Origin of the sequence: Streptococcus infantis, from assembly GCF_001579645.1 — a bacterium.
In the GTDB taxonomy this organism is placed as follows: domain Bacteria; phylum Bacillota; class Bacilli; order Lactobacillales; family Streptococcaceae; genus Streptococcus; species Streptococcus infantis_E.
The window spans coordinates 69,788-91,997 of the sequence record NZ_KQ970821.1 but is presented as its reverse complement, the minus strand read 5'-3'; the positions used below and the strand labels follow the sequence as shown (position 1 = coordinate 91,997).

Annotated in this window: 22 protein-coding genes; 21 read left to right on the top strand and 1 reads right to left on the bottom strand. The window is 40.3% G+C overall.

Going from position 1 to position 22,210, the window contains the following annotated elements; translation table 11 throughout:
• Nucleotides 1-42 precede the first annotated feature (42 nt).
• The 9 genes from SINDD18_RS06825 to SINDD18_RS06785 all read left to right on the top strand — a co-directional run bounded on the left by SINDD18_RS06825 (nucleotide 43) and on the right by SINDD18_RS06785 (nucleotide 8,314).
• Nucleotides 43-417 (top strand): DUF1149 family protein, encoded by a 375-nt coding sequence (locus SINDD18_RS06825; protein WP_001050093.1) that lies wholly within the window; start codon nucleotides 43-45, stop codon nucleotides 415-417.
• Between the two features lie 3 nt (nucleotides 418-420).
• Complete coding sequence (locus tag SINDD18_RS06820) at nucleotides 421-1,269, top strand: DegV family protein (RefSeq protein WP_061863581.1); 849 nt, start codon at nucleotides 421-423, stop codon at nucleotides 1,267-1,269.
• A gap of 156 nt (nucleotides 1,270-1,425) precedes the next feature.
• Nucleotides 1,426-2,193 carry a 4-hydroxy-tetrahydrodipicolinate reductase gene (gene dapB / locus SINDD18_RS06815; RefSeq protein WP_061863580.1) on the top strand — a complete coding sequence of 256 codons (768 nt, stop codon included), beginning with the start codon at nucleotides 1,426-1,428 and terminating at the stop codon, nucleotides 2,191-2,193.
• Nucleotides 2,190-3,389: a CCA tRNA nucleotidyltransferase gene (locus SINDD18_RS06810; RefSeq protein WP_081108285.1), complete on the top strand. Its 1,200-nt coding sequence runs from the start codon at nucleotides 2,190-2,192 to the stop codon at nucleotides 3,387-3,389. The genes dapB and SINDD18_RS06810 overlap by 4 nt, the downstream gene beginning before the upstream one ends.
• Entirely contained in the window at nucleotides 3,386-5,254 is a 1,869-nt protein-coding gene (locus SINDD18_RS06805; protein ID WP_061863578.1) for an ABC-F family ATP-binding cassette domain-containing protein, read from the top strand. Before SINDD18_RS06810 ends, SINDD18_RS06805 begins: the two co-directional genes overlap by 4 nt.
• On the top strand, nucleotides 5,254-5,859 hold the full coding sequence (locus SINDD18_RS06800) for a hypothetical protein (protein WP_061863577.1): 606 nt from the start codon (nucleotides 5,254-5,256) through the stop codon (nucleotides 5,857-5,859). Before SINDD18_RS06805 ends, SINDD18_RS06800 begins: the two co-directional genes overlap by 1 nt.
• Before the next feature lie 122 nt (nucleotides 5,860-5,981).
• Nucleotides 5,982-6,494, top strand: coding sequence for an adenine phosphoribosyltransferase (locus tag SINDD18_RS06795; protein ID WP_006145170.1), 513 nt, complete (start codon nucleotides 5,982-5,984; stop codon nucleotides 6,492-6,494).
• 192 nt (nucleotides 6,495-6,686) lie between these two features.
• Entirely contained in the window at nucleotides 6,687-7,631 is a 945-nt protein-coding gene (metA, locus tag SINDD18_RS06790; RefSeq protein ID WP_061863576.1) for a homoserine O-acetyltransferase MetA, read from the top strand.
• A gap of 8 nt (nucleotides 7,632-7,639) precedes the next feature.
• Nucleotides 7,640-8,314 carry a DnaD domain-containing protein gene (locus SINDD18_RS06785; RefSeq protein WP_061863575.1) on the top strand — a complete coding sequence of 225 codons (675 nt, stop codon included), beginning with the start codon at nucleotides 7,640-7,642 and terminating at the stop codon, nucleotides 8,312-8,314.
• A 198-nt stretch (nucleotides 8,315-8,512) separates the two neighbouring features.
• Here the strand turns inward: SINDD18_RS06785 and SINDD18_RS06780 are convergent, their stop codons facing one another.
• Nucleotides 8,513-9,964 carry an alpha-amylase gene (locus SINDD18_RS06780; protein ID WP_061863574.1) on the bottom strand — a complete coding sequence of 484 codons (1,452 nt, stop codon included), beginning with the start codon at nucleotides 9,962-9,964 and terminating at the stop codon, nucleotides 8,513-8,515.
• A 245-nt stretch (nucleotides 9,965-10,209) separates the two neighbouring features.
• Here SINDD18_RS06780 and SINDD18_RS06775 point away from each other — a divergent pair, with 245 nt between their 5' ends.
• The 12 genes from SINDD18_RS06775 to SINDD18_RS06720 all read left to right on the top strand — a co-directional run bounded on the left by SINDD18_RS06775 (nucleotide 10,210) and on the right by SINDD18_RS06720 (nucleotide 22,092).
• Nucleotides 10,210-11,373 carry a class I SAM-dependent rRNA methyltransferase gene (locus tag SINDD18_RS06775; protein ID WP_061863573.1) on the top strand — a complete coding sequence of 388 codons (1,164 nt, stop codon included), beginning with the start codon at nucleotides 10,210-10,212 and terminating at the stop codon, nucleotides 11,371-11,373.
• Nucleotides 11,370-12,047 (top strand): type I 3-dehydroquinate dehydratase, encoded by a 678-nt coding sequence (gene aroD / locus SINDD18_RS06770; protein WP_061863572.1) that lies wholly within the window; start codon nucleotides 11,370-11,372, stop codon nucleotides 12,045-12,047. The genes SINDD18_RS06775 and aroD overlap by 4 nt, the downstream gene beginning before the upstream one ends.
• Nucleotides 12,037-12,894 (top strand): shikimate dehydrogenase, encoded by an 858-nt coding sequence (locus tag SINDD18_RS06765; RefSeq protein WP_061863571.1) that lies wholly within the window; start codon nucleotides 12,037-12,039, stop codon nucleotides 12,892-12,894. The genes aroD and SINDD18_RS06765 overlap by 11 nt, the downstream gene beginning before the upstream one ends.
• 16 nt (nucleotides 12,895-12,910) lie before the next feature.
• Nucleotides 12,911-13,978: a 3-dehydroquinate synthase gene (aroB, locus tag SINDD18_RS06760; protein ID WP_061863570.1), complete on the top strand. Its 1,068-nt coding sequence runs from the start codon at nucleotides 12,911-12,913 to the stop codon at nucleotides 13,976-13,978.
• Nucleotides 13,979-13,987: 9 nt separating this feature from the next.
• On the top strand, nucleotides 13,988-15,154 hold the full coding sequence (gene aroC, locus SINDD18_RS06755) for a chorismate synthase (RefSeq protein ID WP_061863569.1): 1,167 nt from the start codon (nucleotides 13,988-13,990) through the stop codon (nucleotides 15,152-15,154).
• A 9-nt stretch (nucleotides 15,155-15,163) separates the two neighbouring features.
• Nucleotides 15,164-16,267, top strand: a complete 1,104-nt coding sequence (locus SINDD18_RS06750) for a prephenate dehydrogenase (RefSeq protein ID WP_061863568.1) — start codon at nucleotides 15,164-15,166, stop codon at nucleotides 16,265-16,267.
• An 11-nt stretch (nucleotides 16,268-16,278) separates the two neighbouring features.
• Entirely contained in the window at nucleotides 16,279-16,617 is a 339-nt protein-coding gene (locus SINDD18_RS06745; protein WP_061863567.1) for a YlbF/YmcA family competence regulator, read from the top strand.
• Nucleotides 16,618-16,868: 251 nt separating this feature from the next.
• Complete coding sequence (locus SINDD18_RS06740; protein ID WP_061863566.1) at nucleotides 16,869-18,011, top strand: TPM domain-containing protein; 1,143 nt, start codon at nucleotides 16,869-16,871, stop codon at nucleotides 18,009-18,011.
• A gap of 167 nt (nucleotides 18,012-18,178) precedes the next feature.
• Nucleotides 18,179-19,462: a 3-phosphoshikimate 1-carboxyvinyltransferase gene (aroA, locus tag SINDD18_RS06735; protein ID WP_061863565.1), complete on the top strand. Its 1,284-nt coding sequence runs from the start codon at nucleotides 18,179-18,181 to the stop codon at nucleotides 19,460-19,462.
• Entirely contained in the window at nucleotides 19,455-19,931 is a 477-nt protein-coding gene (locus tag SINDD18_RS06730; RefSeq protein ID WP_061863564.1) for a shikimate kinase, read from the top strand. The genes aroA and SINDD18_RS06730 overlap by 8 nt, the downstream gene beginning before the upstream one ends.
• Nucleotides 19,928-20,776 carry a prephenate dehydratase gene (gene pheA, locus SINDD18_RS06725; RefSeq protein WP_061863563.1) on the top strand — a complete coding sequence of 283 codons (849 nt, stop codon included), beginning with the start codon at nucleotides 19,928-19,930 and terminating at the stop codon, nucleotides 20,774-20,776. Before SINDD18_RS06730 ends, pheA begins: the two co-directional genes overlap by 4 nt.
• Nucleotides 20,773-22,092, top strand: a complete 1,320-nt coding sequence (locus tag SINDD18_RS06720; RefSeq protein WP_061863562.1) for an LCP family protein — start codon at nucleotides 20,773-20,775, stop codon at nucleotides 22,090-22,092. The genes pheA and SINDD18_RS06720 overlap by 4 nt, the downstream gene beginning before the upstream one ends.
• Nucleotides 22,093-22,210 lie beyond the last annotated feature (118 nt).

The following is a 22,210-nucleotide window of genomic DNA, read 5'->3' as shown; positions in this document are numbered from 1 at the left end:
ATATGGTACAATGGCAACTATATTGTACCAATGGAGATGAAAATGAATTTAAAACGTGAACAAGAATTTGTTAGTCAGTATCACTTCGATGCGCGTAACTTTGAATGGGAAAATGAAAATGGAGCACCTGAAACTAAGGTTGATGTAAACTTCCAGTTGCTTCAGCATGATCAAGAAAATCAAGTTACCTCTTTAGTAGTTGTTTTGAGCTTTATGATTGTCTTTGATAGATTTGTCATTAGTGGAACGATTTCTCAAGTCAATCATGTTGAAGGTCGTATTATCGACCAACCAAGTGATTTCAGCCAAGAAGAGGTTGAGACACTAGCTCGTCCATGTTTGGATATGCTTAATCGTTTGACTTATGAAGTAACAGAAATTGCCCTTGATTTACCGGGAATTAATTTGGAGTTTTAAGAAATGAAATTAGCGGTCATAACAGACTCATCTGCTTTTCTACAAGCGGAAACCTTGCGGAAAGAAGATTTATTTGTGCTAGACATTCCTGTGAATATCGATGGACAGGAGTATGTTGAAGGTGTAAATCTAACCGCTCAAGAATTTTATGAAAAAATGGCTCGTTCATCTGAGCTACCTAAAACAAGTCAGCCAAGTATTGCTAAGTTGGATGAAATTTTGTCATCATTGAAAGAAAAAGGATATACTCATGTTCTGGGTCTCTTCCTTTCTTCTGGAATCTCAGGATTTCACCAAAATATCCAGTATATGACGGATGAGTTCGAAGGATTAACCATTGCCTTTCCTGATACTCGTATTACAAGTGCTCCTCTAGGTTTCATGGTGGAGAGTGTATTTCAATGGGTAGAACAGGGTGATGACTTCGAGTCTATCTTGAATAAAGTAACAGAACAGATTGAAAACACCTCTGCTTTTATCATGGTGGATGATCTTGACCATCTAGTTAAGGGGGGACGACTCTCTAATGGCGCGGCTATTTTGGGGAATCTCCTTAGTATCAAGCCAATCCTATACTTCAATGACCAAGGTGTGATAGAAGTATATGAAAAGGTTCGTACAGAGAAAAAGGCTACAAAACGCTTAGTTGAAATTGTTAAAGAAGCAACAGCTAATGGGAATTACCAGATTACTGTCATTCACGGGAATGCTCCTCAAAAAGCAGCAGATTTGCGCCAGCTTTTAATCGATGGTGGAGTGGCTACAGATGTTTCAATTGCAACCTTCGGTAGTGTTATTGGAACCCACCTGGGAGAAGGAAGCATCGCTTTGGCATACACACCAATCGTCTAGATTGTTCTTACAGTCAATGTATCTTAAAATTGAACACGGACTATCTGCCTCTTGAAAAAAGATGCCTGTCTTGCCTTTCGTGTAAAGTCAGCGCCATTCCCTATTTTTCATGGGCAGCTAAGGTCCTTTGTATCTTAAACAGGAGTAGAGATTGAGATGAGTATTCGAGTAATTATTGCTGGTTTTAAGGGGAGAATGGGCCAATCTGCTTGTCAGATGGTTTTATCTGATCCTGAACTTGAACTAGTAGCAGTATTGGATCCTTTCGAAAATGCAACAGAATGGCAGGGAATTACTGTATTTAATGATAAGGTTGCCTTAGAAGGCTTTGAAGCAGATGTGTGGGTGGACTTTACAACACCAGCTGTTGCCTATGAGAATACCCGTTTTGCGCTTGAAAATGGCTTTGCACCTGTCGTTGGAACAACAGGTTTCACTAGTCAAGAGATTGAAGAACTAAAAGAATTTTCTCGTTCTAAAAACTTGGGTGGCTTGATTGCTCCTAACTTTGCCTTGGGTGCTGTCTTGCTCATGCAATTTGCGGCACAAGCTGCAAAATACTTCCCAAATGTAGAGATTATTGAGCTTCACCATGACAAGAAAAAAGATGCTCCTAGTGGTACAGCTATTAAAACAGCTGAGTTGATGGCAGAGGTTCGTGAGTCTATCCAACAAGGTGCTAGCGATGAGGAAGAACTCATTGCAGGTGCACGTGGAGCTAACTTTGATGGTATGCGAATCCACTCAGTCCGTTTGCCAGGTTTGGTAGCTCATCAGGAAGTTATATTTGGAAATCAAGGAGAAGGATTGACCCTGCGTCATGACTCCTATGATCGTAGCTCCTTCATGACAGGGGTGAATTTGGGAATCAAAGAAGTTGTCAAGCGTCATGAGCTTGTCTATGGATTAGAACACTTATTATGAGATTAACACAAATGCCTTCTGAATTTCAGAAGGCTTTACCAGTATTAGAAAAAATTAAAGAATCTGGCTTTGAAGCCTATTTTGTTGGAGGCTCTGTTAGAGATGCCCTACTCAATCGTCCCATCCATGATGTGGATATTGCGACTTCATCTTATCCTGAAGAGACTAAGCAGATTTTTCCACGCACAGCTGATATCGGCATTGAGCATGGGACCGTTTTGGTTTTAGATGGAGATGAAGAGTACGAAGTCACCACTTTTCGAACAGAGGATGTCTATGTAGACTATCGGAGACCAAGTTCTGTTTCTTTTGTTCGTTCACTCGAAGAAGATCTCAAACGCCGAGATTTCACAGTCAATGCCTTTGCCTTGGATGAGACAGGGGAAATCGTTGATTTATTTGATGGTTTACAAGATCTAGAAAATCAAGTTTTACGAGCAGTTGGTATAGCTAGTGAACGTTTCAACGAAGACGCGCTACGCATCATGCGTGGATTTCGTTTTCAAGCCAGTCTTGGTTTTGAACTCGAGCAAGAAACCTTTGAAGCGATGAAGAACTTAACGCCACTCTTAGAGAAAATTTCTGTGGAACGTACTTTTGTTGAATTTGATAAACTTCTACTAGCTCCTCATTGGCGAGTAGGTCTGTCTTCTATGATTGCAAGCAAAGCTTATGATTATCTTCCAGATATGGCTGGTAGTCAGGACAAACTCCAATCTTTGTTTGACTTAGAGGCTGATTTTACCTTTGAATCTTCTGAGCAAGCCTGGGCAGCACTTTTATGGGTTTTAGAAGTGGAAGATGCTCAACAATTTTTGAAACATTGGAAAACTTCGCGTCAATTTGCCAAGCAAGTTCAAGATTTGCTAACAATCTTAGAACTTCGTGAAGAAGGGGAACTAAGCAAGCGCGATTGTTACCGCTTTGATCTAGATTTGCTTTTACAGGCTGAAAATCTTCGTCAGGCTCAAGGAAAAGAAGTCAATCCACAGGCCATTACAGAGACTTACCACAGCCTAACCATCCATGATAAAAAAGAAATTCAAATCAATGGTGGGATTTTGATCAAAGAATATGGCTATCAACCAGGACCAGAAATGGGAGAAATTTTAGCAGAGATTGAGTATGCTATTGTGGATGGAGATTTGGAAAATAACTTGGAAGCTATTCATGCCTACTTGAGGGAGAAAAAATGAGTGATTTTATTGTTGAAAAACTAAGTAAATCCGTTGGGGACAAGACCGTCTTTAAGGATATTTCCTTTATCATTCATGACTTGGACAGAATCGGTCTTATCGGTGTCAACGGAACTGGAAAAACAACCCTTTTAGATGTGCTTTCTGGAGTTTCAGGTTTCGATGGTGATGTTAGCCCATTTTCAGCAAAGAATGATTACAAAATTGGCTACTTGACTCAGGACCCAGATTTTGATGATAGCAAGACTGTCTTGGATACTGTTCTATCGAGCGATTTGAAAGAAATCCAGTTGATTCGTGAGTATGAATTACTCATGCTCAACTACAGTGAGGACAAGCAGGCCCGTTTGGAAAGGGTTATGGCGGAGATGGATTCCCTCCAAGCTTGGGAAATTGAGAGTCAGGTCAAGACCGTTCTCAGCAAGTTGGGAATTCAGGATTTATCAACTCCCGTTGGAGCCCTATCAGGTGGTTTGCGAAGACGGGTTCAGTTGGCCCAAGTGCTGCTAGGAAATCATGATCTTTTGCTTCTTGATGAGCCTACCAACCACTTGGATATTGCGACCATTGAGTGGCTAACCCTCTTCTTGAAAAATTCCAAGAAAACAGTGTTATTTATCACCCACGATCGCTATTTCCTAGATGCTCTTTCTACGCGAATCTTTGAGTTGGACAGAGCAGGTTTGACCGAATATCAAGGAAATTACCAAGACTATGTTCGTCTCAAGGCTGAACAGGATGAGCGCGACGCAGCTCTTCTTCACAAAAAGGAACAACTTTATAAGCAAGAATTGGCCTGGATGAGACGACAACCACAGGCCCGTGCAACCAAGCAGCAAGCACGTATCAATCGATTCCATGACTTGAAAAAGGAGGTTTCTGATACTAGTGTTGAAACAGACTTGAGCATGAATTTTGAAACTAGCCGTATCGGTAAAAAGGTCATCGAGTTTAAGGATGTTTCCTTTGCCTATGACGACAAACAGATTCTGCAACATTTTAACCTTTTGGTTCAAGCCAAAGACCGTATCGGAATTGTCGGGGACAATGGTGTTGGGAAGTCAACCCTCCTTAACCTTATTGCAGGAAGACTTGAAGCTACTGAAGGTCAAGTTATTATCGGAGAAACGGTTCGTATCGCTTATTTCTCTCAACAAATCGAAGGTTTGGATGAAAGCAAGCGAGTTATCAATTACCTACAAGAAGTGGCAGAAGAGGTTAAAATTAGCAGTGGCTCTACGACATCTATCGCGGAGTTATTAGAACAGTTCCTTTTCCCACGTTCAACGCACGGTACCTTGATTGAGAAACTGTCTGGTGGAGAGAAGAAACGCCTGTATCTCCTCAAGTTGCTCTTGGAAAAACCCAATGTGCTTCTATTGGACGAGCCAACCAATGACCTTGACATTGCGACCTTAACTGTTCTAGAAAATTTCTTACAAGGTTTTGCAGGTCCAGTCTTAACAGTTAGTCACGACCGCTATTTCCTTGATAAAGTTGCGACTAAGATTCTTGCTTTTGAGAATGGTAGCATTCGTCCTTTCTTTGGGCATTACACCGACTACCTAGATGAAAAAGCCTTCGAAGCAGAAGCGACAAGTCAAGTTCAAAAGGCTGAGAAGGAAAAAGTCGTCAAAGTCCGTGAAGAAAAGAAACGCATGACTTACCAAGAAAAGCAAGAGTGGGCAAGTATTGAAGGTGACATCGAAGCCTTGGAAAATCGTATCTCTGTCATTGAAGAGGAAATGCTGGCCAATGGCTCGGACTTTGGGAAGCTAGCTACTCTTCAAAAAGAGTTAGATGAAAAGAATGAAACCTTGCTTGAAAAATATGAACGCTATGAATATTTAAGTGAGTTGGCGTAATGGAAGAAAAAATCATCAAATGGAGCAGTAAGAAAATCATTTGGACTATTCTTCTCTGCTTCCTTGAGTTAGCTTTTCTTCTTTGGATCCTATCTTTTATGATGACCTATCCCAAGGAGGCACCTGTGGGATTGGTGGCATTAAGACTCTTTGTCTTATTCTTAATCATCATTGTTGGATGGATTTTGTATGAACGTTTGCGACTTCTTTTTTCAGATAAAGAGTATTTGAAATGTACGGCCCAAGGTTTTTCCTATAAGCCACATCCTAAAAAAGATTGGCAGTTTTATTCCTGGGGGCAGGTAGAAACGTTTTCTCTTATGAGAATCAAGGGTGGTAGAAGTTCAAGGGATTTTTATACTATTGAAGTTCATTTTTATGACAAGGATTTTATAAAACCCAACTCTTTATGGAATCGTCTACGAAGTAGATTTTTGACTGCAAAGCAAGCAAATGTTTTGAAAATCCCAATCTATTTGCTGGATGTTGGTTTACCGCGCAGAGTATTTGAAACCATGTCCTACTTTGAGCGAGAGTGGCGAATCCAACAAAATCGTCAACGCAATCAAAACTCTAAAAGCAAAAAGAAGGAAAGATTTCATTAAACGAGCAATAGTTACAGATCTGATTAGAAGCCTTGGACTCAGTTTCCAGGGTTTCTTTCTATTTCTCTTTTCTAAGATTTATGGTATAATAGGGAGTAAAAACTTAAAAAGAAAGAAATGCTATGAACTTAAAAGATTACATTGCAAGTATTGAAAATTATCCACAAGAAGGAATTACATTCCGTGATATCAGCCCTTTGATGGCCAACGGCAATGCCTACAGCTATGCTGTTCGTGAAATTGTTCAATATGCTACTGATAAAAAGATTGATATGATCGTAGGACCAGAAGCGCGTGGATTTATCGTTGGATGTCCAGTTGCTTTTGAGTTGGGAATTGGTTTTGCTCCTGTGCGTAAACCTGGAAAACTACCACGCGAAGTTATTTCAGCTGACTACGAAAAAGAATATGGTGTTGATACTTTGACTATGCACGCAGATGCTATCAAACCAGGTCAACGTGTTCTGATCGTAGATGACCTTTTGGCAACAGGTGGTACTGTGAAAGCAACCATCGAAATGATTGAAAAACTTGGTGGTATCGTAGCTGGTTGTGCCTTCTTGATTGAGCTTGATGAGCTTAAAGGTCGTGAAGCTATCGGAGATTATGACTACAAGGTGCTTATGCATTATTAATGAAAAACAGTCCCTAGGGCTGTTTTCTCTTCATTTGATATAAAAATAAGCTATACCTAGTTAGAGAAAAACTATAATTGAAAACTATATCTTCTTACAGTATAATAAAGGGAAGGACTTTCGTCAGCTGATTTTTCATTTGACGACTGTATGTTCGTTTGAGCCTAGAATTGATACAGTAAGGAGATTTCCATGCCGATTCGAATTGATAAAAAATTACCAGCAGTTGAGATTTTACGAACGGAAAATATTTTCGTCATGGATGACCAGCGGGCGGCTCATCAGGATATTCGACCACTGAAAATTCTGATTTTAAACTTGATGCCACAGAAGATGGTTACAGAGACTCAGCTTTTACGACATTTAGCTAATACTCCCTTGCAGTTAGATATTGATTTCTTATATATGGAAAGTCATCAGTCGAAAACAACTCGTTCTGAACATATGGAGACTTTTTATAAGACCTTCTCGGAAGTTCAAGACCAGTATTTTGATGGCTTGATCATCACAGGAGCGCCGGTTGAGCATCTTCCTTTTGAAGAAGTGGACTATTGGGAAGAATTTACTCAGGTCATCGATTGGTCAAAGACACATGTCTTTTCAACCCTGCATATTTGCTGGGGAGCACAGGCTGGCCTCTACTATCGTTACGGCGTAGATAAACACCAGATGGCTCAAAAGCTTTCGGGAATTTATCCTCAGGATGTTTTAAAAGAAGGTCATCTTTTGCTGAGAGGTTTTGATGACTTGTATGTGTCTCCTCATTCTCGTCACACAGAAATTCTCAAAGAAGACATTGTAAATAAAACCAATCTAGAGATTTTAGCATCTGGAAAAGAGGTGGGAATCTCTATCCTTGCAAGCCGAGATTTAAGAGAAGTTTATAGCTTTGGGCATTTGGAGTATGATCGTGATACGTTAGCCAAGGAATATTTTAGAGATCTAGATGCTGGTTTAGATCCCCATATACCAGAAAATTATTTCAAAAATGATGACGTCCATGAACTTCCCTGTATGCGTTGGAGTTCCTCAGCAGCTCTCTTTTTCAGTAACTGGGTAAATTATGCAGTTTACCAAGAAACGCCTTTTGAGTGGAAGAGTGCAGAAGAAGATGTTTCTCATTTTGGATATTTATAAGAGGAATTATGACATATTTAGATGCTTTCAAATCAGGGAACTTGGTGTTACCAAGTGCTCTGCTCTTAAACTATAATCAACTGTTTTCATCAAGTGATGATTTCTTAGTTTGGCAATTCTTTTACCTACAAAATACAACAGCTTTAGGGGAATTGTCTCCAAGTCAAATCGCAGAGAAAATTGGAAAGCAAGTCTTTGAAGTCAATCAAGCTATTTCGCGCTTGACAGAAAAAGGCTTACTTCAATACCGAACCATTGAACTCAATGGTGAGATAGAAGTGATTTTTGATGCGACTTTAGCTTTAGAGCGCTTAGACCAACTTTTTGAAAAACAAGAACCTAGCCAAGCGATACCTGCTAAAAATGATTTGAAAGACTTGGTGGAAACCTTCCAACAAGAGCTAGGTCGTCTCTTAAGTCCTTTTGAAATCGAAGATTTGGAAAAGAGTTTGAAAGAAGACGGGACCAGTGCGGACCTGATCAAAGAGGCCCTACGTGAGGCCGTTTTGAATGGAAAACCAAATTGGAAGTACATCCAGGCTATCTTACGAAACTGGCGTCATGAAGGCATTAAGAGTGTAGTCCAGGTAGAGGCTAAGCGTCAGGAGAGAGAAGCGACTAATCCTCAAAATGTTCAAGTTTCTGCAGATTTTCAAAATGCTATGGATCTTTGGAAAGACTAGTTTTAAGTATTGATAATAGAAAAAATGCCTACAGGCTAGAAAGAAAATCTAGCTTGTGGGCATTTTTTGTGTGTTTTATACTCAATGAAAATCAAAGAGCAAACTAGGAAGCGAGCCGCAGGTTGCTCAAAGCACTGCTTTGAGGTTGTAGATGGAAGCTGACGTGGTTTGAAGAGATTTTCTAAGAGTATTAATTGATTAGTTAGCCAGTCCCCATACACTAAGAGAGCGTTCTGTAACTGGGAAATCTCCATAACCTTCAGCATTAATCGTTACTTGGTCAGGATGATTTGCTAGTAAATCAACAAAGGTTTGGTCAGCCCATTCTTGACCGACGAACATGGTTTTAGAGTTTGCTTGGGCATTAGAAATCACGATGGCAAGTGGTGATTGATATTCAGCTCCTGAACGGACCCAACCGATACAATTAGGGTCATCAAAGTAGTCCGTTTGCTCTCCGTAAGCCAACTCTTTTCGAATAGCTAGCAAACGGTCAAGAACATCTTTGAAATCTTGCTGAGCATATTGACCAGAAATGCCATAGTAGTCTCCGTAAAAGACGCATGGGAGTCCCTGCTCTCGCAAAAGAATGAGGGCGTAGGCTGCTGGTTTAAACCATTCTTCAACAGTGGATTCAAGAGCTTGGCCACGTTGAGTATCATGGTTATCGACAAAGGTTACAGCTCGGTCTGGATTGAGTTGTACTAGACTATCCTCAAAGATGGTTGTTAAATCATAGTCTTCTCCAGCCTTGCTTGCTTCAAAGAGATTTTGGTGAAGGCGAACATCGACAAGATCAAAACGCTCTTCAATCTTTTCAAGGTAGTCCAGATTTGCTTCCTTGTCTGGATTCCAGAATTCTCCAAAGACATAGAAATCTTGGCCATATTTTTCTTTGATATCGCGAATGAAATTGCGCATAAAGAAAGAGTCAATGTGTTTAACTGCATCCAAACGGAAACCAGCTACACCAGTTGTTTCCATAAACCAATCTGCCCAGTCGTAGATATTTTTTATCACTTCAGGATGTTTGAAATCTAGATCAGCATACATGAGATAGTCGTAATTGCCATTCTCATTGTCGACTAATTCCTCATGAGCCCAACCTTTGTTGTCTCCCTGTATCAGATAGATTCCAGATTTACGGCGTTTGGCATCGTAGTCAGTTCCAGTAAAGTGGTACCAGTGCCAGTGGAAGTCATTGTAGGTATTTTGTCGTCCATCAAAAGTAAAACCAGTCCAGCCATTGATGGTAAAAGGTTCTCCTAGTTCCACAGTTCGATCTTCTGGATCCACTTCGATAACTTGAAAAGATTCTAAATGGTCAGCGGCTGCCTTATGATTTAAGACGATATCAGCCATTGGTTGAATCCCATGAGATTTTAAAGTTTGGATGGCATGAAGATAGTCTTCTTTAAAGCCATATTTAGTACGTACAGTACCCTTCTGATTAAATTCTCCAAGGTCAAACAAGTCATAGACGCCATAACCAACATCTTTTTCATTTGTTGCTTTAAAAGCAGGTGGCATCCAAATGTGACTAATGCCTAAGTTAGCTAGGTGTTCAGCGTCGTCAGCTAGGCGCATCCAGTGTTTTCCATCGTGGGGTAGATACCATTCAAAATATTGCATTAGGGTTTGATTTTTCATAGTTTATCCTCTTGCTTACAGTGATGAGAATTATTGTAGCATAAAGTTAGCTTCTACGCAAACGTTTGCGCTTAAATTAAACTCTTTAAATTTTATGTCTATTTTTCAACTAGAAGTGTTGAAATATATAAAATAAAAATAGTAGGACTAATGGGAGGAAAAATTCTCTCAGATAGGGCAAGATGATGGATGAATCAATAGTTTCTATTTTGTGAATTGTCATAAAATTTGTTATAATAGTGTTTATGAATAAAGTATTCGTCAGTAGACGTGTTGAAAAAAAACTAAATAAGGGTCAGGTAGTTTTGGAGGAAATTGATTTTCCTGATCTATCTGAAACTGATCAAGAAGTTGAGTTATTGAGTCAAAACAAGCAGTTTTTGGGCAAGGCCTATTTATCTCGTCAAAATAAGGGGATTGGTTGGTTTGTAACGAACCAGAAGCTTTCTTTTAACCAAAAATTCTTTGAAAGTTTGTTTGAAAAAGCCAAACAAAAACGTTCTGCTTACTATCAAGATGAGTTGACAACTGCCTTTCGTTTGTTTAATCAAGAAGGCGATGGTTTTGGTGGAATGACTTTGGATCTTTATGGAGATTATGTTGTTTTTTCTTGGTATAACTCCTATATCTATGGACTTCGCCAACAGATCTTAGCAGCTTTTGCTCAGGTTTTCCCTGAAGTCTTAGGTGCCTATGAAAAGATTCGTTTTAAAGGTCTAGACTATGAGTCTGCCCATATCTATGGTCAAGAAGCACCAGAAAATTTTACAGTTCTTGAGAATGGTGTCCTCTATCAAGTCTTTATGAACGACGGTCTTATGACAGGAATCTTTTTGGACCAACATGAAGTGCGTGGTAGCTTGGTTGATGGTTTAGCTATGGGGAAATCCTTACTCAACATGTTTTCCTATACAGCAGCTTTCTCAGTTGCTGCAGCCATGGGAGGAGCTAGTGAAACAACCTCTGTAGACCTGGCCAAACGTTCAAGAGAACTGTCAGAAGCTCATTTTCATGCTAATGGACTCAGTCTCGACAGTCATCGTTTCATCGTCATGGATGTCTTTGAATACTTTAAATACGCTAAACGCAAGGGCTTGTCTTATGATGTGATCGTTCTTGATCCACCTAGCTTTGCCCGTAATAAAAAGCAAACTTTCTCTGTAGCTAAGGACTATCACAAGTTGATTTCCCAGAGTTTAGAGATTTTAAATCCGGGAGGTATGATCATTGCTAGCACCAATGCTGCCAATGTTTCCCGTCAAAAATTTATAGAACAAATCGACAAAGGATTCGCAGGAAGAAAATATCAGGTTCTTCAAAAGTATGGACTTCCAGCAGACTTTGTCTACAATGAAAAAGATGAAAGTAGTAATTACCTCAAGGTGATTAGCATGAAGGTAACTAAATGAAATTAGTCGTTTCAGTAATGCCAAAGAGTATAGAAGAGGTACAAGGAATCGATGCCATGCGGTATATCGATGCAGATATCATTGAGTGGCGTGCCGATTTCCTACCAAAAGAGGCTATTTTACAGGTAGCCCCAGCTATTTTTGAAAAATTTGCAGGTCGCGAACTCCTCTTTACCCTACGAACTCGTGCTGAGGGAGGAGAGATAGATTTGGATTCGGCAGAGTATGTACAAATTATCAAAGATGTAGCTCAACTCTATCAACCAGAATATATTGATTTTGAGTATTTTTCTCACAAGGATGTTTTTGAAGAGATGCTTGATTTTCCAAATCTAGTCTTGAGTTATCATAACTTTCAAGAAACTCCAGAGAATATGATGGAAATCTTATCCGAGCTAACCAGTCTAACTCCGAAAGTGGTTAAAGTATCGGTTATGGCTCAAACAGAACAAGATGTATTGGATCTTATGAACTTTACACGTGGCTTTAAAACATTGAACCCAGAACAAGAATATGTGACGATTTCTATGGGGAAAGTGGGTAAGGTTTCTCGTATCACTTCAGATGTGACGGGTTCTAGCTGGTCTTTTGCAAGTCTGGATGAAGCCAGTGCTCCAGGACAGATTTCACTTTCTAGCATGAAAAAAATTCGGGAGATACTAAATGAAGATTGATGGCTACACACGTTTAGCAGCTGTAGTCGCCAATCCTATCAAACATTCCATTTCTCCCTTCATTCACAATCAAGCTTTTGAAGCAACTCATACTAACGGTGTCTATGTAGCTTGGGAAGTAGAAGCGACTGACTTGGCAGAAACAGTTGCCAACATTCGTCGCTATCAGATGTATGGGATCAATCTTTCCATGCCTTACAAGGAGCAGGTGATTTCTTATCTGGACCAGTTGAGTGAAGAAGCTCGGTTGATTGGTGCTGTCAATACAGTGGTGAATCGAGAAGGAACTTTAATCGGATATAACACAGATGGCAAGGGATTCTTTAAGAGCTTGCCTTCTTTTAAAATATCTGGGAAAAGAATGGTCTTGTTAGGAGCAGGCGGTGCAGCTAAGGCAATTTTGGTACAGGCAATCTTGGATGGAGTCAGTCAGGTTTCTGTCTTTGTTCGTTCGGCTTCAATAGAAAAAACAAGACCTTACTTAGAAAAATTACAAAATGAAACAGGGTTTAAAGCAGATTTATTTGCTTTAGAAGATGTTTCTGAACTGCAAGCAAGGATAACTGATTCGGATTTACTGGTAAATGCTACTAGTGTTGGCATGGATGGAGTATCTCTGCCAATCCCAGTAAGTGTCCTTTTACTGGAGAAACTTTTAGTAGCTGATGTGATTTATCAACCCTTTGAGACACCATTTTTAAAGTGGGCAAGAAACCAGGGCAATCACGCTGTTAATGGCCTAGGCATGTTGCTTTACCAAGCTGCGGAAGCTTTTCAGTTATGGACAGGTAAGGAAATGCCAACCGATCAAATCTGGGAATTACTAAAACAAAAGTATCAAAAATGAAAAAAGGAGAACTGCTATGAAAATCAGAATAGACCTTCCCCACCATCCTTATGATATTCAGATTGAAAAAGGATGCCTGTCTCAAGCAGGAAAATGGTTGCGGGAATTTTGGCAACCGCAAAAAGTCGTTATCATTACCGATAACCATGTGGCCTCTCTCTATGCAGAAAAAGTTAAATTGAGCCTAGAGGATGCTGGTTTTCAAGTGGCAGTTTTTGACTTTCTAGAGGGTGAAGAGCGAAAAAATCTAACCACAGTTCAAAAGGCTTATGAATTTCTAGTTAAGCAAGACTTGACTCGCAGTGACGGCATCGTAGCTCTAGGTGGTGGTGTCGTTGGTGATTTGGCTGGTTTTGTAGCCTCAACCTATATGCGCGGTATTCACTTTGTTCAAATTCCGACCAGTTTGACTGCTCAGGTGGACTCTTCAATCGGTGGTAAGACAGGAGTGAATACTCCTTTTGCTAAGAATATGGTAGGAACTTTTGCCCAGCCAGATGGTGTTTTGATTGACCCAACGGTTCTTGAAACCTTAGGGAAGAGAGAATTGATTGAAGGAATGGGTGAAGTCATCAAGTACGGCTTAATTGAAGATCCAGAACTCTGGGACTTATTATCTGAAATGGATGGTTCTGTAGAGAGTATTTTGGAGCATTCAGAAAGTTTGATTGAGCATTCTTGCCAGGTTAAGCGCAAGATGGTAGTTGAGGATGAATTGGACAATGGTATTCGTCTGTATCTCAATTTTGGTCATACAATCGGTCATGCTATTGAAGCAACTGCTGGTTATGGACGCGTTATGCATGGTGAGGCAGTAGCGATGGGAATGGTTCAGGTTTCTAAGGTAGCCGAACAAAAAGGACTTATGCCAGCTGGAATCACTCAGTCTATCCGAGAAATGTGTCAGAAATTTGGACTTCCTGTGGATTATGAAAACTGGGATGTTGATAAGCTGTATCAGGCTTTGACTCACGATAAAAAAGCGCGTGGGAATACCATGAAATTAGTTTTGGTGCCAGAACTTGGTTCAGCCACCATTCACCCAGTTTCTCTCGAAGAAATGAAAGATTACCTAGTAAAATAAGGAGAATGTATGAGATATTTAACAGCAGGAGAATCACACGGTCCTCGTCTGACAGCAATTATTGAAGGAATCCCAGCAGGCCTTTCTTTGACTGCCGAGGATATCAATGAGGATCTCAAACGTCGCCAAGGTGGCTACGGCCGTGGTGGTCGCATGAAGATTGAGAGTGATCAGGTTGTCTTTACTTCTGGCGTTCGCCACGGGAAGACGACAGGGGCTCCCATTACCATGGATGTCATTAACAAAGACCACCAAAAATGGCTAGATATCATGTCTGCCGAGGATATTGAAGATAAACTTAAAAGTAAACGAAAAATCACACATCCTCGTCCAGGTCACGCAGACTTGGTTGGGGGCATCAAATACCGCTTTGATGATTTGCGAAATTCCCTAGAACGTTCATCTGCTCGTGAAACGACTATGCGAGTAGCAGTCGGGGCTGTGGCCAAGCGTTTATTGGCTGAGCTTGATATTGAAATTGCCAACCATGTTGTTGTCTTTGGTGGTAAGGAAATCGATGTTCCAGAAAACTTAACAGTCGCAGAGATTAAAAAACTAGCTGCCCAGTCAGAAGTTTCTATCGTCAACCAAGAACGTGAGCAGGAAATCAAGGACTATATTGATCAGATTAAACGTGATGGAGATACCATCGGTGGTGTTGTCGAAACAGTTGTCGGTGGCATTCCAGTTGGTCTGGGGTCCTATGTCCAATGGGATCGCAAACTAGATGCAAGATTAGCTCAAGCGGTTGTCTCCATCAATGCCTTTAAGGGTGTGGAGTTTGGACTAGGCTTTAAAGCAGGTTATCTCAAGGGTAGCCAAGTCATGGATGAAATCCTCTGGTCACAAGAAGATGGCTATACTCGTCGTACCAATAATCTTGGAGGTTTCGAAGGTGGTATGACCAATGGTCAACCGATTATTGTTCGTGGGGTTATGAAACCAATTCCAACTCTCTATAAACCATTGATGAGCGTTGATATTGAAACCCATGAACCTTATAAGGCAACGGTGGAGAGAAGTGATCCAACTGCTCTTCCAGCAGCAGGTGTCGTTATGGAAGCAGTCGTAGCAACAGTTTTGGCTCAGGAAATCCTTGAGAAATTCTCCTCTGATAATCTGGAAGAATTAAAAGAGACTGTTGCAAAACATCGGGAGTATACAAAGAATTATTAAGGAGTTCTTATGGCAAAAACCATCTATATTGCAGGACTAGGTTTGATTGGTGCTTCCATGGCACTGGGAATCAAGCGGGATCATCCTGATTATGAAATTTTAGGATACAATCGCAGTCAGGCATCTAGAGATATTGCCTTGGAGCGAGGAATGATTGATCGTGCGACGGATGATTTTGCCAGTTTTGCTCCACTTGCAGATGTCATCATTCTTACCTTGCCAATCAAGCAAACCATTGCTTTTTTACAAGAATTGGCAACTTTGGAACTAAAAGAAGGTGTCATTATTTCTGATGCTGGATCGACCAAGTCAGCAATCGTGGCTACAGCTGAGAACTGTTTTGCAGATAAGCCTGTTCGCTTTGTTGGAGCTCATCCTATGGCAGGTAGTCATAAGACAGGAGCGGCCTCTGCAGATGTTAATCTTTTTGAAAATGCCTACTATATCTTCACGCCTTCGAGCTTAACAACCCAGGATACGCTTGAAGAAATGAGGGACTTGCTGTCAGGTCTGCACGCTCGTTTCATTGAAATCGATGCTGAAGAGCATGACCGAGTGACTTCTCAGATTAGCCATTTTCCGCATATCTTAGCGTCTGGTCTCATGGAACAAACTGCAAGTTATGCTGAAGAGCACGCAATGGCGCGACGCTTTGCGGCCGGTGGATTTCGAGATATGACTCGGATTGCCGAAAGTGAGCCAGGTATGTGGACTTCTATCCTCTTATCTAATCGAGAGACCATCATTGAACGTATCGAAGATTTTAAGCGACGTTTAGACGAGGTTGGACAAGCTATTAGTAAGGGTGATGAAAACCAAATCTGGAACTTTTTCAATCAAGCGCGTGAGCAACGGCAGGCTATGGAAATCCATAAACGTGGTGGTGTAGATAGCTCATTTGACCTCTATGTAGACGTTCCCGATGAGGAAGATGTTATCTTGCGCATCTTGGAATTGCTACGAGGAACTTCCTTGGTCAATATCCATATTAACGAGGAAAACCGTGAAGATATTCACGGGATTCTGCAAATTTCCTTTAAGAATGCTCAGGATTTAAAACGTGCTGAGCAAGTAATTACAGAAAATACAAATTACACAGTCGTTATTAAATAAGGAGGACAATTATGTCAAATATTTATGATAGTGCAAACGAACTTAGTCGCGGACTACGCGAATTGCCAGAATACAAGGCGGTTAAAGAAGCTAGAGAGGCTATCCAAGCCGATGCAGAAGCTAGCAAGATTTTTGCGGATTATATTGCTTTTCAGCATGAAATCCAAGTCATGGCCCAAACTGGTCAAATGCCAGACGCTTCTTTCCAAGAAAAAATGGAATCTTTTGGCAAGTTGATTCAGGGCAACGCTCTCTTGTCAGCTTTCTTTGCCAAACAGCAACAACTTTCTATTTATCTATCTGATATTGAAAAAATCGTTTTTGAACCAATTTCAGAATTGCTAAAATAAAAAATTTATTTTGTTTATGATTTATCGTTATTTTCTCAATCGTATTTTTATTATCGGTAACTACTGTATAAGCTAGAATTATTAGCCTGGTCTGTTTAATAATGACTGAGAGAATGATTGTCTTTGCTAATAAAAAAATGTAAAACAAATTTGAAAGTTTCTAACTATAGAGCTGGGTTAATTGGAGCAGAGAAAGATGCAGAATTGTCCCTAAAATCAATTTAACTGATTAGTCTTGTGGGGGATCTCCTATGAAAAAGTTAATTTTACTCTTAATTATCCCTTTATTCTTTTTCATGCCACTAGTGGCGGCTAATATCGCTGTTCCAGATCGGCCTTTAAATGGTATTTACGATCCTAATGGTTATTTGACCACTAGTGTTGCAGAAACGTTAGAGAGTATGAATGCTGGAAGTGAAACCCAAGTAGGGATTTATATTGTAGATACCCTGGACGGTTCCAGTATCGAAGAGGTAGCCAATGAGGTTGCACGCAAATGGAAAATTGGGAAACAAGATTCCAACAGTGGAATTTTAATCGCTATTGCTATAAAGGATAGGAAGTTTCGTATTGAAACATCCAACGAAGCAGCAATTTGGCTTACTGACTCGAAGGCCAGTTCTTTACTAAATGATTCGAAGCCTTACATGAAAGAAGGGAAATATACTGATGCTCTTAACAGAATTCTAGTAGGGATCTCTAAAGCCGAATCTGGAAAAGCTGAAATCATAAACAAGAAAGAGAATAAGAATACTCAGCTTCCAAAAAGCTTAAAATACACAGCAATAATTATTGCAATCCTTAGGATATGCTTTAACTACATTCCGTTATTTATCTTGGTTTATGCACTTTTAGCAACTTGCTTCGATTACTTAAAAAGATGTCGCTTTTCTAAGTATGAGTATGAGGGAAAGGGGAAGCTGTATCCAGATTTTTCTAACTTTGTACCTAACGATACGTGGACTGAAGAACGTAAATCGGACTATAAAAAAAATAAGCGTTTAATTAGGTCTCAGTATAACTACACAGGATATAACAAACTATATCCAGACTCAAAAGGTTTTCTACCTAATGATACTTGGACTACATTACTGATAGAAGCATACTACGCAGAAGTTGAAAGAAAGCAACTAGATAGGCTGAACCGCTCTCAATACTCTTATAATGGGAAGGGAAAACTCTATCCAAACGATAAAGATTTTGTGAAGAATGCTTCTTGGACTTCCGAGCTCAAAAAAAGCTACTATGCTTCACAAAGGATACAGTCAAGTTCTTATGGTAGATTAGATTCTTCCACATCTAGATATGATACTGATAGTTCTAGTTCATCTTGGTCTTCTGATGATTGGGATGGCGGAGGATTTGATGGTGGTGGCTCTTCAGATAGCTGGTAAATTGAAAGTGAAAAAGAATTGTATTAAAAAGCTTCAGGTTGAAATAAATCAAAAAGGTAAAAGCGTATTGAAAAATATTATTAACTATCATAAAGTCAGGAATTTTTAAGAAATTTCTGACTTTTTATGATAAAATAAGAAAAAGTATTGTCAGTATGAGGTCTAGTATGAAGTTAAAAACAAACGTTAACCATTTGAATGGTAGCATTCGCGTACCAGGTGACAAATCCATCAGTCATCGCTCTATTATTTTTGGAAGCTTGGCTGAAGGTGAGACTAAAGTTTATGATATCTTGCGTGGTGAAGATGTCCTATCAACCATACAAGTATTTCGGGACCTCGGTGTAGAGATTGAGGACAAGGACGGTGTCGTTACTATTCAAGGTGTTGGGATGGGTGGATTAAAAGCCCCTCAGAAAGCCCTGGATATGGGGAATTCTGGGACCTCTATTCGCTTAATTTCAGGCGTCCTTGCTGGTGCAGACTTTGCAGTAGAGATGTTTGGAGATGATAGTCTTTCTAAACGCCCCATGGATCGTGTGACCCTTCCTTTGAAAAAAATGGGAGTTAGCATTTCTGGTAAGACAGAGCGAGACTTGCCACCTTTGCACTTAAAAGGTACAAAAAATTTAACACCTATTCATTATGAATTGCCGATTGCCTCTGCTCAAGTAAAGTCAGCCTTGATTTTCGCGGCTTTGCAGGCTCAGGGTCAGTCTGTCATCATTGAGAAGGAGTGCACTCGTAATCATACAGAAGATATGCTGCGTCAATTTGGTGGAGACTTGAGTGTTGATGGTAAGAAAATCACAGTTCAGGGGCCACAGAAACTAAGCGGGCAAACAGTTGTCGTTCCAGGAGATATTTCTAGTGCAGCCTTTTGGTTGGTGGCAGGTTTGATTGTTCCTAATTCTCGAGTGGTACTTAAGAATGTCGGTATTAACGAAACACGTACAGGTATTATCGATGTTATCCGTGCTATGGGTGGCAAATTAGAGATTACTGATATTGATCCAATTGCTAAGTCTGCAACCTTGACTGTTGAAACTTCAGATTTGAAGGGAACAGAGATTGGTGGAGCCTTGATTCCACGTTTAATTGATGAATTACCAATTATCGCTCTCCTAGCTACCCAAGCTCAAGGTCAAACAGTTATCAAAGATGCGGAAGAACTCAAGGTTAAAGAAACTGACCGTATTCAAGTTGTCGCAGATGCTTTAAATAGCATGGGAGCAGCTATTACTCCTACAGCAGACGGAATGATTATCGAAGGAAAATCTACCCTCCATGGTGCCAGAGTCAATACCTTTGGGGACCACCGTATCGGCATGATGACAGCCATTGCAGCGCTTTTAGTGGCAGATGGAGAGGTCGAATTGGATCGTGCAGAAGCCATTAATACTAGCTACCCAAGCTTCTTTGATGATTTGGAGACTTTGATTCATGGCTAAGGTTTTACTAGGTTTTATGGGTGCAGGAAAATCTACTATTGCTAGAGGATTAGATCCTGACTTTGTAGACATGGATGCCTTGCTAGAAGACCGACTGGGGATGCCAATTGCTCGTTTCTTTGAAGAAAAAGGAGAAGCAGCCTTCCGTCAGATAGAAGAAGAAGTTTTGGCTGACCTACTAAAAACGGACCAAGTCGTGTCTACTGGTGGTGGAGTGGTCATTTCTCAGAAAAATCGTGACTTACTCAAGCAAAATCCAGAGAATATCTACCTAAAAGCAGATTTTGAGACCCTTTACCAGCGAATTTCAGATGATAAGGACAATCAACGCCCGCTATTTCTAAACAATAGCAAGGAAGATTTGGCAGGGATTTTTAATGAAAGACAGGCTTGGTATGAGGAAGTGGCTAGTAAAGTTATCGATGTGTCCAAGCTAAGCCCAGAGGAAATTATAGAGGAATTGACATGAAAATTGCCTATCTAGGTCCCAAAGGATCTTTTTCGCACCATGTTGTGCAGACGGCTTTTCCTCATGAGGAACTGGAGCCATTTTCAAATATTACAGACGTTATTAAGGCCTATGAACAGGGATTGGTAGACTATTCAGTAGTGCCAGTTGAAAATTCCATTGAAGGTAGTGTTCATGAGACACTAGACTATCTTTTCCATCAGGCTCGCATTCAAGCTGTGGCAGAGATTGTTCAGCCAATCCACCAACAATTGATGGCAGTGCCAGGGCAATCTAAAATTGAGAAAATCTTTTCTCACCCACAAGCATTGGCACAAGGGAAGAAATTTATTGACGAGCATTATCCAGATGCGCAACTAGAAGTCACTGCCAGTACAGCCTACGCTGCGCGCTATGTTTCTGAGCATCCTGATCAACCATTTGCGGCGATTGCCCCAAGAAGTTCTGCAGAGGAATATGGGCTAGAACTGATCGCTCAAGATATTCAAGAAATGGAAGCCAATTTTACTCGTTTTTGGGTTTTGGGACCTAAATTACCACAAATCCCCTTGAGTCCAGGTTCTGAAAAGATGAGTCTAGCTTTGACCTTGCCAGATAATCTTCCAGGTGCATTATACAAGGCACTTTCTACCTTTGCATGGCGTGGGATTGACTTGACTAAAATTGAGAGTCGTCCCCTAAAAACAGCCTTGGGCGAATACTTTTTTATCATTGATGTGGACTATGCTGATAAAGAATTGGTCCATTTTGCTCAAAAAGAATTAGAAACGATTGGGATCCACTATAAAGTACTAGGAGCTTACCCTATCTATACCATACAGGATAAAGGGAAGGAGAAGGAATGACTAGAGAGAATCCTTTGACACATCATGAAGAACTGAGATATGACTATCTTTTGAAAAATATTTATTATTTGAATGAGAAAGAAAAGAGAGAATTTGCCTTTTTACAAGCCAAGTTAGAAGGTAAAAAAGGTACAGAGGAAGTTTTCAATCCAGAAGCCAAAGAACAACTTCTTTCAGACTCTGATATCGACCTGCCAACCTATGCTAATCGTAGTCGTTCTAGTCGCCGTAGTAGTGGAGATCAACTGGAAACGAAGATTCCAAAAGCTAAGAAGCAAAAGAAAAAAAGAGGTTTTCGTTTTAAACGCTTATTTGCTTGGTTAGGGATGATATTGCTTTGTGTAGCAGTAGGAATGATCGTCATGTTCTTAAAAGGCTTCCAATCGGCGAACCCTAATAGTTCAAATGGGCCCAAAGATGCCAAAGCTGCTCAGGTTGAAGTTTTCAATGGACAAGATACGCGTGATGGGGTTAATATTCTTATTTTGGGAACAGATGGACGGATTGGACAAGATAGTTCCGAAACGCGGACAGACTCAGTCATGGTTCTAAACGTAAGTGGTAAGGATAAAAAAATCAAGCTCGTTAGCTTTATGCGTGACAATTTAGTTTACATTGATGGTTATAGTCAGGTTATCGATGGTCAGAAACAAGCTGACCACAAATTAAACTTAGCCTACGAATTAGGGGAACAAGAAGGTAAACAAGGAGCCGAAATGGTTCGTAAGGTCCTCAAGGATAATTTTGATTTAGACATCAAATATTATGCCCTTGTCGATTTCCAAGCCTTTGCGACAGCCATTGATACGCTTTTCCCTGATGGTGTGACTATTGATGCTCAGTTTTCAACTCTAAATGGGGTTCCAGTTACAGAAGCGACTGTAGGAGATGACTTGCACGCAACGGAAACTGAGTCACCGACTCAAACCATTCGAGCTGGAAAACAACAGATGAATGGTTCGACTCTTTTGAACTATGCACGTTTCCGTGATGATGATGAAGGGGATTATGGCCGTACTCGTAGACAACAGCAGGTCATGACAGCGGTCTTGCAGCAGATTAAGGATCCTACAAAACTTTTCACCGGCTCAGAAGCACTCGGGAAAGTTTTCGCCATGACCTCAACAAACCTACCTTATACCTTCTTATTGACCAATGGCCTATCTGTTCTTGAAGGAGCTCAAAATGGGATTGAAAAACTGACAGTCCCAGAACTTGGAGACTGGGTAGATGACTTTGATGTATACGGCGGTCAATCCCTTCGAGTGGACCAAAAAGCTTACCAAAATAAATTGGCCAAAATGGGACTTAGATAACATGTAAAATGAATCAGAGCTTGAGATACCTATCTAAACAGGTATCTCAAGCTTTGATTTTTCGCATGGTCAAATGGGTTTATAAACTATTTTTGTGGTATAATAGAATGATGTATTC